This window comes from Maribacter sp. 1_MG-2023 (assembly GCF_030547005.1).
Classification (GTDB): domain Bacteria; phylum Bacteroidota; class Bacteroidia; order Flavobacteriales; family Flavobacteriaceae; genus Maribacter.
In genome coordinates, this window is sequence record NZ_JAUOPN010000024.1 from 1 (window position 1) to 12590 (window position 12590).

The 12590-nt window shown below is 34.1% G+C and carries 15 protein-coding genes and 1 tRNA gene; 5 read left to right on the forward strand and 11 right to left on the reverse strand.

Features of this window, described 5'->3' with window-relative positions:
- Positions 1-43: 43 nt before the first annotated feature.
- Both Q4500_RS17935 and Q4500_RS17940 read right to left on the reverse strand, forming a co-directional pair.
- Complete coding sequence (locus Q4500_RS17935) at positions 44-292, reverse strand: hypothetical protein (protein ID WP_303600948.1); 249 nt, start codon at positions 290-292, stop codon at positions 44-46.
- Between the two features lie 233 nt (positions 293-525).
- Positions 526-599: transfer RNA gene (locus Q4500_RS17940), tRNA-Met, on the reverse strand.
- A gap of 138 nt (positions 600-737) precedes the next feature.
- On the opposite strand from Q4500_RS17940, the gene Q4500_RS17945 reads away from it, so the two are divergent.
- A complete protein-coding gene (locus Q4500_RS17945) occupies positions 738-1121 on the forward strand; it encodes an START-like domain-containing protein (RefSeq protein ID WP_303600949.1) in 384 nt (127 codons plus the stop codon).
- A 52-nt stretch (positions 1122-1173) separates the two neighbouring features.
- Positions 1174-2031, forward strand: a complete 858-nt coding sequence (locus Q4500_RS17950; RefSeq protein WP_303600950.1) for an aminotransferase class IV — start codon at positions 1174-1176, stop codon at positions 2029-2031.
- On the opposite strand, the gene Q4500_RS17955 is transcribed toward Q4500_RS17950, so the two are convergent.
- From Q4500_RS17955 to Q4500_RS17975, 5 genes are all read right to left on the reverse strand, one after another.
- Positions 2028-2588: a YqgE/AlgH family protein gene (locus Q4500_RS17955; protein ID WP_303600951.1), complete on the reverse strand. Its 561-nt coding sequence runs from the start codon at positions 2586-2588 to the stop codon at positions 2028-2030. The genes Q4500_RS17950 and Q4500_RS17955 overlap by 4 nt on opposite strands.
- Positions 2589-2698: 110 nt before the next feature.
- Positions 2699-2971: an HU family DNA-binding protein gene (locus Q4500_RS17960; RefSeq protein ID WP_027066835.1), complete on the reverse strand. Its 273-nt coding sequence runs from the start codon at positions 2969-2971 to the stop codon at positions 2699-2701.
- A 173-nt stretch (positions 2972-3144) separates the two neighbouring features.
- Positions 3145-4092: a methionyl-tRNA formyltransferase gene (gene fmt / locus Q4500_RS17965; protein WP_303600952.1), complete on the reverse strand. Its 948-nt coding sequence runs from the start codon at positions 4090-4092 to the stop codon at positions 3145-3147.
- A gap of 1 nt (position 4093) precedes the next feature.
- Complete coding sequence (locus Q4500_RS17970) at positions 4094-5989, reverse strand: ATP-dependent DNA helicase RecQ (protein ID WP_303600953.1); 1896 nt, start codon at positions 5987-5989, stop codon at positions 4094-4096.
- Entirely contained in the window at positions 5982-6557 is a 576-nt protein-coding gene (locus tag Q4500_RS17975) for an ATP-binding protein (RefSeq protein ID WP_303600954.1), read from the reverse strand. Before Q4500_RS17975 ends, Q4500_RS17970 begins: the two co-directional genes overlap by 8 nt.
- A gap of 81 nt (positions 6558-6638) precedes the next feature.
- On the opposite strand from Q4500_RS17975, the gene Q4500_RS17980 reads away from it, so the two are divergent.
- The 3 genes from Q4500_RS17980 to murA all read left to right on the forward strand — a co-directional run bounded on the left by Q4500_RS17980 (position 6639) and on the right by murA (position 8997).
- Complete coding sequence (locus Q4500_RS17980; protein ID WP_073243924.1) at positions 6639-6926, forward strand: DUF493 family protein; 288 nt, start codon at positions 6639-6641, stop codon at positions 6924-6926.
- An 81-nt stretch (positions 6927-7007) separates the two neighbouring features.
- The gene (locus Q4500_RS17985; RefSeq protein WP_303600955.1) at positions 7008-7673 is read left to right on the forward strand and encodes a DUF4290 domain-containing protein; all 666 of its coding nucleotides are present in this window, start codon (positions 7008-7010) and stop codon (positions 7671-7673) included.
- Positions 7674-7689: 16 nt separating this feature from the next.
- Positions 7690-8997 carry a UDP-N-acetylglucosamine 1-carboxyvinyltransferase gene (murA, locus tag Q4500_RS17990; protein ID WP_303600956.1) on the forward strand — a complete coding sequence of 436 codons (1308 nt, stop codon included), beginning with the start codon at positions 7690-7692 and terminating at the stop codon, positions 8995-8997.
- Here murA and Q4500_RS17995 read toward each other — a convergent pair.
- From Q4500_RS17995 to Q4500_RS18010, 4 genes are all read right to left on the reverse strand, one after another.
- Positions 8984-9400, reverse strand: a complete 417-nt coding sequence (locus Q4500_RS17995) for a hypothetical protein (RefSeq protein ID WP_303600957.1) — start codon at positions 9398-9400, stop codon at positions 8984-8986. The two genes, murA and Q4500_RS17995, sit on opposite strands and share 14 nt — an antisense overlap.
- Positions 9401-10399 carry a pirin family protein gene (locus tag Q4500_RS18000; RefSeq protein ID WP_303600958.1) on the reverse strand — a complete coding sequence of 333 codons (999 nt, stop codon included), beginning with the start codon at positions 10397-10399 and terminating at the stop codon, positions 9401-9403.
- A gap of 30 nt (positions 10400-10429) precedes the next feature.
- Positions 10430-10873: a VOC family protein gene (locus Q4500_RS18005; RefSeq protein ID WP_303600959.1), complete on the reverse strand. Its 444-nt coding sequence runs from the start codon at positions 10871-10873 to the stop codon at positions 10430-10432.
- 83 nt (positions 10874-10956) lie between these two features.
- Positions 10957-12384 carry an amidohydrolase gene (locus Q4500_RS18010; protein WP_303600960.1) on the reverse strand — a complete coding sequence of 476 codons (1428 nt, stop codon included), beginning with the start codon at positions 12382-12384 and terminating at the stop codon, positions 10957-10959.
- Positions 12385-12590: the final 206 nt, after the last annotated feature.

The window sequence follows — 12590 nt, forward strand, 5'->3', positions numbered from 1 at the left end:
ATTCTTCATCAAATCTGACCTAAATAATAATTATTTATCGAATTTAGAGGTGTCCTAAGAAGGGGAAGCCTACATTAGTAGACTCTGTATATTCAGTTTTAATTTTTTCTATTTTATTATCTACTCTTACATGCTTTAAATCCGGTTCATGAATTTTATCGACCGATTGATTTTCGAATGGGCTATAGCCTGCTCTCAATAATTTTAATAGATTTTTACGGTACGAGGTTAGAATTGTTAATCTATCTGCCTTTGTCTTATAATTATTTGCCTTGCCGTAAATATTTTTCATTCGTTCCAATATATTAGTTTTTGGGTTCCTAAATGAAAAATAGACGTACCATTTTTTTGAAAGATCACCTTTGGCGGTATAGTTTTTTGGTACAGAAAAATTTGGTTTTGTAGACTAATTGTGTTCTAAATCGTGTTCACTTTCGTGTTCAATTGTAATTTCATGCAGAAATATAGACATAAAAAAACGGTTTAGAGTGAACTAAACCGTTGTTTTACTTGAATTTACTAATGTAGCGAGAGGGGGGCACGATCCCCCGACCTCCGGGTTATGAATCCGACGCTCTAACCAACTGAGCTACCTCGCCATATTATTTTTTAACGGCTGCAAATATAGTGGTAATTTATTTGTTCTTCAACAAAAATTTATATAAAAAATAATACCTCACATTTATTTTTTTATCATTTAGAAATATATATATTGCTCGCAATAAAGTAGCATGAACATGAGCGATAAAATAAAATTTGAAATAGAGTTTGTAATACAGTCTTCACCACAGATGTTATACCAATACCTGGCAACACCTTCTGGACTGTCAGAATGGTTTGCAGATAATGTGAATTCTAGAGGAGAGAAGTTTACATTTATTTGGGACGGAGCAGAAGAAGAAGCTAAGCTGTTAAAAAGAAAATCAGATGAGTTTGTACGTTTTTCTTGGGATGAAGCAGAAGATGATAGCTTTTTTGAAATGAAAATAATTGTAGATGAAATAACTAAAGATGTTTCTTTGTTTATAACTGACTTTGCAGAAGATGATGAAATTGAGGAGTCTAAAATGCTTTGGACGAACCAAGTATCAGATTTAAAACAGGTATTGGGATCATCCTAAAAATACCCTTATTTACAGTATCTTTGAGCCTTAATTTTTTAAGGCTTTTTTTATGTTCAATTTTAATGGTGAACTTCTTGAGGATAATACTTCTTTTTTAAACGAAAAGAATAGGGGAGTGCAGCTTGGTGATGCCGTTTTTGAAGAATTACGTGTTTTAAATGGTGATATTATATTTTTAGAAGATCATTATTTACGCTTAATGTCTTCTATGAGAATTCTAAGAATGGAGATACCTATGAACTTTACTATGGAGTTTATGGAAGAAGAAATTCTAAAAAGTCTATCTGAGAACGATTTAAAAGAAGCAAAACAAATAAAATTTACGGTTTTCAGAAATAGTCAGACCGATTTTTCTAAATCTGATAATAGTATTTCATATTTCATTACAAGTAACACGTTAACAAACCCATTTTTTATTCTTAACGAGGGTGCATACGAAGTAGAACTTTTTAAAGATTTCTACAAAAATTCTAGTATGTTGTCTAACTTAGATACTAATAATAAAGTTTTAAATGTTGTAGGAGCGATTTACGCACAAGAAAATGATTATCAAGATTGTTTGTTGCTCAACGAAAGAAAGCAAGTTATAGAGGCTCTAAATGGTAATTTGTTTGTGGTAAAAGGTAATCAGATTAAAACAGCACCTATAACCGATGGTTGCATTAATAGTATTTTAAGAAAGAAGCTTATAGATATTGTTTCAAAAATAAATAATTTTGAATTTCTTGAGGATAGTATATCGCCTTTTGAGCTTCAAAAAGCAGATGAGTTATTCATTATAAATAATATTGACGGTATTATCTCCATAACAAAATATAGAAAGAAAGATTTTGTCAATACAACTGCAAAAAACTTAATGGGTAAATTGAATGCTGCGGCTAGAATGTCTTTAACTGCAGGTGTTTAGTTGAGACTCGGGTTTTCTGGAGCATTTGACCAAAGTAGATAGTCACCACCTAATTGGATCATATTTTCTTTCCAAATTGCTTTTGCGGCTTTTTGAATAATTCTACTTTCATGTTCATTTTCAACAACGATCCATGATTTTGAAGTCAGTTCTTCATCTAGTTGTAAAGAAGACCAGCCAGAATAACCAAGAAAAAACCGAATATCATCTTCAGAAATAATTTCTTTATTGATAAGATCTACGGTAGTTTCAAAATCACCGCCCCAGTAAATACCATCTGAAATCTCTACACTGTTATCTATTAAGTGCGGTACTTTATGTATAAAGTAAAGATTGTCTTGTTCTACAGGACCGCCATTATAAACTTTAAAAGGTATTTCAATTTCGGTGACCAAATCGTTTATTTGATACTCTAGTGGCTTATTCAAAATAAAACCAACAGAGCCTTCATTACTATGTTCTGCTAACAGCACAACAGATCTATTGAAAGAAACGTCTCCTGTTAAAGATGGTTCTGCAATTAGTAATTTTCCTTTTGTTGGCTTTAATACGATCATTAATTTGCGATGATTATATACCTAAAGTAAGACAAATCCGTCTAAATGCAAAAACATGCAAATAAAAAAAGCGCCAACTAAGGCGCTTTTAATAAATTATCTGTGTAAAACTAGTTTACAGCTTTGCCTAAATCAGCACCTGCTTTAAACTTAACTACATTTTTAGCAGCGATTTGGATAGTTTTTCCAGTTGATGGATTTCTACCTTCTCTTGCATTTCTTTTAGATACGGACCAAGAACCGAAACCTACTAAAGAAATTCTATCTCCTTTTTTAAGAGAATTTTCAACATTTCCCAAGAAAGATTCCAATGACTTTTTAGCCGCAGCTTTTGTGATGCCAGCGTCTGCTGCCATTGCATCGATCAATTCTGTTTTGTTCATAATGTGATAATTAATTGTGATTAAATAATTTATACCTATTAACAAATTTATATGGATTTCTGAGCAACACAAGTAAAACAAGGGGAAATCCCCTATTTTGTTGATAACTCAGCGTGTTTGTTGATAAAGTAGGTTTTTTTTTACGTTTCTCGCAGCCCAATAAAGACGGGGCTTTACCCCATTTTTGCATTTTTTTCTAAATTAAGACCGTTCAATAGATCTTTTACAAGCATTCTTTTCTTGCCTTGAAGTTGTATTTCATCGAGATTTAAGTAGCCACCTTGTATAGCAACTTTCATCTCTTTTTTAGTAAATATCAAAGTTCCGGTTATTAGTTCATGTTCTTCGATTTCTATTTGCGCCTTGTAAATCTTGGTAATTATAGTTTGTTCTCCGTTTGTCAAAGTTGTCCATGCTGCTGGGTACGGACTTAAACCTCTTATAAAGTTGTATATATTTTCTTTAGACTTGCTCCAATCTATTTCACATGTTTCTTTAAATAGTTTGTGTGCATCTTTTAAATCGTCGGAATTTGTTTGTTTTGTAGTTTCAAAATTTCCTTCTTGAATTCGTGCTACGGTTTTCACGACAGTTTCAGCCCCTAAGTACATTAGTTTGTCATGTAAGTCTTTGGCATTATCGGTTTTTTCTATGCTAGTTTCGTCTTGCATTATAATAGCACCAGTATCTATTTTTTCGTCGATAAAGAATGTGGTAACTCCGGTTTTTGTTTCACCATTTATTATAGCCCAATTAATAGGTGCTGCACCACGGTATTGAGGTAGAAGCGATGCATGCAGATTAAACGTCCCGTATTCTGGCATATCCCAAACAAGTTTTGGCAACATTCTAAAGGCTACTACTATTTGTAAATTAGCATTTAGTGATTTTAGGGTGCTTAAAAACTCGGTGTCTTTTAAGTTTGTTGGTTGTAAAACCGTAAGGTTATTTTCAACAGCGTATTTTTTAACTGCAGATTCGTTTAGTTTTCTACCTCTGCCAGCGGGTCTGTCTGGTGCCGTAATAACACCTACTATATTATATTCCTTTTTTACGAGCATGTCTAAAATGCCTACAGCAAAATCTGGGGTGCCCATAAATACAATTCTCAATGCTTCCATATTATAATAGTTGGTATTCGTTTATAGTATTTAATGTTACGTAATTGTCTTCTAGTAGTTCTTGTAAGGCTGCAATAACAATGTCTTGATTGATATTTAGACGTTTTTCTAATTCTAGCGAACTTGCAGCTTTCTGTTTTAAAAGTTGAATGATTTTTATTTTGGCGTGTACAACATCTGTATTGGCTAATTTCTGACTGATGCAAACATCGCATATGCCGCATTCTTTTTCTTGAACCTCCCCGAAATATCCTAATAACTGAATGCTTCTACAAACAGTGTCATTTTCAATGTAGTTCAGCATCTTCGTTACCTTCTCAATTTTCAGCTGATTTTGTTCTTCAATATTCCTTGCGAAAATATTAATAGTACGGTCATCATCTCGTGGTACCAAGAACAGCATTTCTAAATCACTTGAAACACTGTTGTATTCAATAATTTCATCTTTTGCTAGTTGTTTAAAGTTTTGATGTAATAATGATTCTGATAAAGCTGTTTTTTTAGATAATAAGTACATGTTAATTTGTGTGTCGAATTCAAAGAGTCCGCCATAGGTGCGTAGAACTACTTTTATAAAATCGGCAAGTTTAGAATTTTTGTCAATGTACCTATATAATGTATCCTTATCTGTTATGAATTTGATTGTAATTTTTTTTGAGAAATTTTCAGATAGTGATAGTACCGAATTTCTGTCTAGTAGCTGTAATGCATTATAGGTTAAAAATGTATTCAGCTTATATATGTTACAGAATTCGTTGAAATTTAGATAAAACTTTGCTTCGGTAAATTCTCCGTAGCCAATTTGAAAAAATGTGTTTAATTTTTTATAAATCATTTTCACATAGGCAACGTCTGGTAAAATGTCGATAAATTGTTTCTTTACCAATACTTTGTCAGTAGTATTGGTAAGTAGAATTGCCTTTACAAAATCTCCGTTTCTACCAGCTCTACCTGCTTCTTGAAAGTAATTTTCTAAACTATCTGGTATTTGATAATGAACTACTAATTCAACATCTGGTTTGTCTATACCCATACCAAAAGCATTGGTGGCAACCATAACTTGAACTTTATCTTCTAACCAAAGATTAAGCCGTTCTGTTTTCATTTTTTGATCAACACCACCATGATAGAATGTTGCCTTGACATTATTCTTTACTAAAAACTTAGATAGTTCTTCTGCCTTTCTTCTACTTCTAACATATACAATGGCACTGTGTTTTATTTGCTGGCAGTATTGTTTTAAACGACCATTTTTATCTTCGGTCAGTATGACACCGAATCCTATATTTTTTCTAAAAAATGAATCTTTTACTACAAAAGGATAATTGAGGTCTAATGAAGAAATAATGTCATCGCTAACTCTTTTTGTTGCCGTTGCCGTTAAAGCAACCATTGGAGGGGTAGGGTGTAGTTCTCGTAATATAGAACAGCTTAAATACGCAGGTCTAAAATCGTGACCCCATTGAGAAATACAATGTGCCTCATCTATAACGAACATAGAAACGTTCATTGCCTTAATACGTTCTTGTACCAGTTCTTGTTGCAAGCGCTCTGGTGATAAATACAAAAACTTATAACTGCCGTAAATACAATTATCTAATAGCTTATCTACTTCAGCAAATTTGAGTCCGCCTTTTAGACCTATGGCTTTAATGCCTAGTTTTTGAAGGTTGTCGACTTGGTTTTCTATTAGGGCTACTAGCGGAGATATAACAATACAAATACCCTCTTTCATTAATGCTGGTACCTGAAAGCATAACGATTTACCACCTCCTGTGGGTAATAATCCTAAAACATCTTGACCATTAGAAATGGCATTGATGATTTCTTCTTGAGAGCCTCTAAAGCTGTCAAAACCCCAATATTTTGATAAAATTTCTTTTGGTGTATTATTCACCCGTTTTATTTATAAAATCTATTACAAATTGCATACGATTTTCTATAGTATCAAATGGAACTTCTATTGGCGTATACCCTAGGTCAATATACGTTTTTTCAAGCTTATCGTGAATGCCACAAGCTTGTTCAAAATTTTCCATTCGTTCGTTATCCTGTACATAAATTTCTTTCCAAGGTGGTAAGATCAATACCTCGTCATACCTGTGTTCTAAACATAAACTAGCATAACGTTCTTCTGAAGGTTGCCCAAAATAATCCATATAAGCTATAACATCTGGTAACCCACGATCATAGAATAAATGATTTTTATGTATGTTTTGTCCATTGATAAAATGCTGTAAACGGGCACTAATTAATTCGTCATTAAAACTTTTTGAATCTTTTACAAAATCAATTGGGTTTACTAATTTATCCTCTAAAGATACATCGTCCAATGCATCTAAAGTCATTGTTCTAATTACCTCATGAAAACAATGGTATCCATTTTCTTCAAGTGATGATATTAATACTGTTTTTCCGGTTCCCGGACCTCCTGTTACAACAATTCTCTTGCTTTTCAAACTCATAATTTAGTTCGGTAAAAGTACATAAACCAACATTATTAAAAAACTGGTTCATTACACTTATCTTTGCATAAAATACTCGTGATGGACGAAAATAACCCAGTTGAATTCTATAAGAAATTAAAGGAGCAATTAACAGAAACCTCAAAATGGCCTTCTGATTATCTGTATAAATTTATTGTTGAGACGAAAACAGATAAAATTGATAAAATAAATACCATTTTCGATAATACAGGAGCAGTTATTGATTTAAAAGAATCTAAAAATGGTAAATATACCAGTGTTTCTATTACTGTAAACTTGAAGAGCCCTGACGCTGTTATAGAAAAATATAAAAAAGTAGGTGAGATAGAGGGCGTAATATCCTTGTAAAATAGCATTTCATCTATAATTTTATTAATTTGGCATCGTTATAAGAATACTTCTCAAACACATTAAGCTAAAATTTTCAATTTGCAATTAGTAGAAAACCTAGAATATAATACCGAGCGTGAACATTTGATTATACCAGAGTATGGTCGTCATTTTCAAAAAATGGTGAACCATGCAATATCAATTGAAGACCGTGAAGAAAGAAATAAAGTAGCGCAAGCAATCATTAGCGTAATGGGAAATATACAACCCCATTTACGTGATGTACCTGATTTTCAACATAAACTTTGGGATCAGTTATTTATAATGGCTGATTTTAAGTTGGATGTAGATTCTCCATTTCCAATTACTTCGAAAGAGATATTAAGACAGAGACCTGATGCTTTAGAGTATCCTCAAAACTTTCCTAAATATCGATTTTACGGTAATAACATTAAACGTATGGTTGATGTTGCCGTTGAGTGGGAGAAAGGTGATAAGCGTTCTGGTTTAGAATATGCGATTGCCAATCACATGAAAAAATGCTACTTAAATTGGAATAAAGATGTAGTTGATGATACAGCTATTTTTAAACATTTATTCGATTTAAGTGATGGTCGCATAGATTTAGCTGCTGAAGGCGAAAGTTTGACAGATAGCGGACAGTTCCTTAAAAATCGAGTTGCGAAAACACCGCGTTCGAATAATACAGGAAAGAAAAATCAAAGAAATAATAATAATAATAACCGCGGTAAAAAACGCTATTAAATTTCCACTTCTCTAGATGGGGACATTCAAAATCGAAGGAGGGCATCAGTTATCTGGTGAAATAACACCTCAAGGAGCAAAGAACGAAGCACTTCAAATACTTTGCGCAGTACTACTTACAGACGAAAAAGTAACAATCAACAACATTCCAGATATTGTTGATGTTAATAAACTTATAGCACTTTTAGAAGACTTAGGTGTAAAAATTCAAAAGAAAGGCAAAGGCTCTTATAGTTTTAAGGCCGACGATATCAACTTAGAATATTTACAATCTGATCAGTTTAAGCAAGATGGTAGAGGCTTAAGAGGTTCTATTATGTTGGTTGGACCATTATTGGCGCGTTTTGGTAAAGGTTATATTCCTAAACCAGGTGGTGACAAAATTGGTCGGAGACGTTTAGATACACACTTTGAAGGTTTTATAAAATTAGGGGCCAAATTTCGCTACAACCGCGAAGAGTATTTCTACGGTGTTGAAGCAGATAAGTTGAAAGGTACTTACATGTTGCTTGATGAAGCTTCCGTTACCGGAACTGCAAACATTGTTATGGCAGCGGTTTTAGCTGAAGGGCAAACTACCATTTATAATGCGGCATGTGAACCATATTTACAACAACTTTGTAAAATGTTGAATAGAATGGGCGCCAAAATATCTGGTGTAGGTTCTAATCTTTTGGTTATTGATGGGGTAGATAAATTAGGTGGAACGGATCACCGTATGTTACCTGATATGATTGAGATTGGTAGCTGGATCGGTTTAGCTGCTATGACGAAAAGTGAATTAACCATTAAAGATGTTAGTTGGGACGATTTAGGTCAAATACCAACAGTATTCGGTAAACTAGGTATTACCTTAGAAAGAAAAGGTGATGATATTTACATTCCTGCTCATTTAGACGGATACGAAATACAAAACTATATCGATGGTTCTATTTTAACCATTGCAGATGCACCTTGGCCAGGATTAACTCCTGATTTATTGAGTATCATTCTTGTTGTTGCTACACAATCTAGAGGAGAAGTGCTTATACATCAAAAGATGTTCGAAAGCCGTTTGTTCTTTGTAGATAAGTTGTTGGACATGGGAGCAAAGGTTATTCTTTGCGATCCGCATAGAGCTACAGTAATAGGTCATGATTTTCAGTCTACTTTAAAAGCGACTACAATGACATCGCCAGATATTAGAGCAGGTGTTTCATTACTGATTGCGGCTTTATCGGCAAAAGGGACTTCTACTATTCATAATATTGAACAGATAGATCGTGGTTATGAGAATATAGACGAAAGACTACGTGCAATAGGTGCCAAAATTACAAGAATGTAAATTTTAAGTAACAGGTAAGCATAAAAATATAACTCCATAATACGGTTCTTAACCAATTATGGAGTTTTAACTTTTTAATAGATATCTCTACATCTCTTTCTTTAGATATATTTTCATGTAATGGTACAAACATTATAAAAGTTATAAGCCATGCTGCTATAACTAAGCTACTATATAATATGCTGTAGAAATCAGGGGTTGTATATACTTGAATAAGACTTATGATCAATTGCGTGACCATTAATGGAATTACAATAACACCAATTCTTTTGGTGTAGTTGCTGTGCCATTGAAAAAGATCTACATGTTTGTAATAAGAGAAACTCGGATATATTATTAATTGTACAATCCAAATTAGAACCAATAAACCACTATCGCAAATTAAACGTATTGTCTCTAACATTTATTTATCAATTAAAGTGCCGTCAGGATATTTTGCAAAACGTCCTTTGCTTTTTTCGTGTACATGATCAGGATGTCTCCAAGGCCAGCCACCAAACTGCGTAGTTCTAAACTCATTCATCGCATTTTCTAATTGTTCTTCATTATTCATTACAAACGGACCATATTTTGCTACAGGCTCGCCAATTGGTTTACCTTGTAATACGAGAATACTGGCTTCTTTTTCAGTAGCTTTCAATATAATTTCTTCTGATGCCTCTACGTTAATACCATGGTTGGGAGTTATTGATTCACCAAAAATTTCTAATCTATGCCCATCATAAAAATATAAGGTTCGGGTTGAGCCTTCGTTAGCTTTTGGTAATGTCATAGCGCCATTAGCTTCAATTTTTATATTCCATATCGCTACATCGTTTTCTGTATCTGAAGCCCAAGAATCAGGTGCAGGTTCTAATGCTTGTTCAGAACTAAAACTGCCGGCAATAATCTTTACTGTGGACTGCTCTAATTTTAATACAGGAATATCTTCATGCCAAAGCATTTTAAAATGTGGATTTACAAATTTGCTTTTGGCGGGTAGATTCAACCATATTTGAAAAAGCTCTAGAGTATTTTCTTTGTCGGTATGAATTAGCGGAAACATTTCTGAATGTTGTACTCCGCTACCAGCAGTCATCCATTGTACATCTCCTTCTCCAAATCGTCCTGCGGCACCTAATGAATCAGAGTGATCGCAAAACCCTTTATTCACAACTGTTATCGTTTCAAATCCGCGATGCGGATGTGCAGGAAATCCGGGTATTGTGGTACCATGATACATTCTATAGCCATCTTTAATTTGAAAATCGTTTCCTAAATTTCTGCCTTCTAACGAATCAGCCGGACCTAGTTCGCCATTGCCTTTAGGATAGTGGTCTAAATGATAAACACAGAATAAAAAAGGATCTTGCGTTTGCCACGGGAAACCTAGCTCAAATATTTGTTTGATTTCACTTTTCATATAGGTGATGAAATTAATTGTGATCTACTTTTAATGTACTGCGTTATTAATCTCTACCCAATTATTTTCTGGGTCTTTTAAATAAATCTGTCTTACTCCGTCAGCTCTTAAGGTTACTGTATTTTCTTTCCCTGGCCAATCCCAATACGGAACGTTCTTTTCTTCAAGAGAAGCTATTAATTCATCTAATTTTTGGGTAGCCAAACAAAGGTGAACACTTTTACTATGTTTCATAGCTACGCTATCTTTTCCTATTAAATGTAATTGTGAATTTCCTTGTATTGCAAACCACTTAAAACCCGATGGGGCAGAAGGGTGTGGAATCTCTTTCAAGTTCAGAACATCTTTATAAAATGCGCCTACTTTATCCAAATCTTTTACGATAACTGAGTAATGATCGTATTGAAAATCGAACGACTGGGCCGAGGCAAAAGTACCCGTAATCAAAATGAATAATGCGATAATCTTTTTCATTGTTGTTGTTTAAGTTTGATGGTTCAAGTTACTTAAAAATGAAAGAAGCTATCTGTTACGATAGCTTCTTTATTAATTGTGCTTTATTCTCCATCTAATGGCGGTGGACCATCGATCATTGGTTCATAAACTTCATCGCCTTTTCGGGTTTTGAACTCTTCTTTCACCTTAGTTACTAATTTTGGATTTTGAAACAAGTCTAGCATTGTCATACCCATTGCTTTAGATGCATGGATCATTCCTTTATGACCAATAGACATTCCGCCACAGGCAACAACAGCCCATGAATGCCAAGGTGTACCCGTAGGTGCTACAGAAACCCCTAAATTAATGTTAGGTACATTCCAGCTTACATCGCCTACATCTGTAGAACCACCACCTGGGTTTTCTAATGTTTCTCTTAATGGGTGAACAGTACCATCAAAACCAACTTCTGGCTTACCTGTAGCTTTTTGAATTGCCTTACCAAAAACAGTTTCTTCTTCAGTATAGGTAATAGGACCTAATATCTCTAAGTTATTTTGCATGATTTCTCCGCCAGAGCGGTTGACCAAAGTTTCATAGATACCTGATACTAATGAAATTTTATACTCTACATTAGCCATAATCGCTGCACCTTCTGCCATTGCTTTTACGCGTTCGTAAGTTGGTAGCATATTTGATCTTTTAGGGTCTCTAACGCGTACCCAAAGCTTAGCATAATCTGGTACCACGTTTACAACTTGCCCACCATCTTGTATGTGATAATGAATTCTAGAAGAAGGTAAAATATGCTCTCTGTAATAGTTGATACCCGTCGTGTATAATTCTAAAGCATCAGATGCACTACGACCATTCCAAGGATCCATAGAGGCATGTGCCGCCTGACCATAAAATTCTACAACGAAATCAATAAGTGATAATCCACTTTGTACATCTGCTTCAATACCAGCACCTGGGTGCCAGCTAACATTAACATCAACGTCATCCCACAATCCTGCTTTTACCATCCATACTTTTGCAAAGTATTTTTCTTCAGCTGGTGTGCCTAAGAATTTTACGGTTCCTTTTATTTTACCTGCATCCATTAATTCTTTAATAGCAATTGCTGACCCAAGACTTGCAGTACCGAACATATTGTGTCCACAACCATGACCGGCAGCACCTTCTTTGAAAGGTTCTTTTACCGGAGATGTTTTTTGAGAAATTCCCGGTAGGGCATCAAACTCACCCAAAATACTTATTACAGGGCTACCAGAACCATACGTTGCGGTAAAAGCTGTTGGTATATCAGCAACGCCTCTAGTGACGGTCAACCCATTCTTTTCTGCATAATCTGCCAAAATTCTTGAAGATTCTGTTTCATCAAAAGCAGTTTCGGCTAGTGCCCAAATAGAGTCGCTAATTTTAATAAGCTCTTCTTTGTGTTTTTCGACAGAAGCGATGATTAGGTTTTTGTCTTTACTCATTTTTTGAGAGAAAACAGAAGCACTCATGCACAAGCATAGCGCCAATAATAATGTTTTTTTCATATTAGTTGTTTTGGTTGTTAGTCTTCTAATCATTAGTAGTGTTAAACCTAAGATTAAAGTCCTAGTAAATATACCAAAATAAACTCTTTATGTAACTCGGTAAATGGTAGCTGTGGTTGAGTATATCTTACAAAACCTAAATAATGACCGTATTGTTCGAATTCTAAATTTAAGACGACCCTTACTTGTAAAATATATAATTTAAG

Bases quoted from the DNA above. Each gene is read 5' to 3' on its own strand.
- Q4500_RS17955 (WP_303600951.1), bottom strand. From the start codon at position 2,588: ATGATCGTATTAAAGCCAACAAAAGGAAAATTACTAATTGCAGAACCA.
- murA (WP_303600956.1), top strand. From the start codon at position 7,690: ATGGGGACATTCAAAATCGAAGGAGGGCATCAGTTATCTGGTGAAATA.
- Q4500_RS17960 (WP_027066835.1), bottom strand. From the start codon at position 2,971: ATGAACAAAACAGAATTGATCGATGCAATGGCAGCAGACGCTGGCATC.
- Q4500_RS17995 (WP_303600957.1), bottom strand. From the start codon at position 9,400: ATGTTAGAGACAATACGTTTAATTTGCGATAGTGGTTTATTGGTTCTA.
- Q4500_RS17975 (WP_303600954.1), bottom strand. From the start codon at position 6,557: ATGAGTTTGAAAAGCAAGAGAATTGTTGTAACAGGAGGTCCGGGAACC.
- Q4500_RS17935 (WP_303600948.1), bottom strand. From the start codon at position 292: ATGAAAAATATTTACGGCAAGGCAAATAATTATAAGACAAAGGCAGAT.
- Q4500_RS18000 (WP_303600958.1), bottom strand. From the start codon at position 10,399: ATGAAAAGTGAAATCAAACAAATATTTGAGCTAGGTTTCCCGTGGCAA.
- Q4500_RS18005 (WP_303600959.1), bottom strand. From the start codon at position 10,873: ATGAAAAAGATTATCGCATTATTCATTTTGATTACGGGTACTTTTGCC.
- Q4500_RS18010 (WP_303600960.1), bottom strand. From the start codon at position 12,384: ATGAAAAAAACATTATTATTGGCGCTATGCTTGTGCATGAGTGCTTCT.
- Q4500_RS17950 (WP_303600950.1), top strand. From the start codon at position 1,174: ATGTTCAATTTTAATGGTGAACTTCTTGAGGATAATACTTCTTTTTTA.
- Q4500_RS17980 (WP_073243924.1), top strand. From the start codon at position 6,639: ATGGACGAAAATAACCCAGTTGAATTCTATAAGAAATTAAAGGAGCAA.
- Q4500_RS17945 (WP_303600949.1), top strand. From the start codon at position 738: ATGAGCGATAAAATAAAATTTGAAATAGAGTTTGTAATACAGTCTTCA.
- fmt (WP_303600952.1), bottom strand. From the start codon at position 4,092: ATGGAAGCATTGAGAATTGTATTTATGGGCACCCCAGATTTTGCTGTA.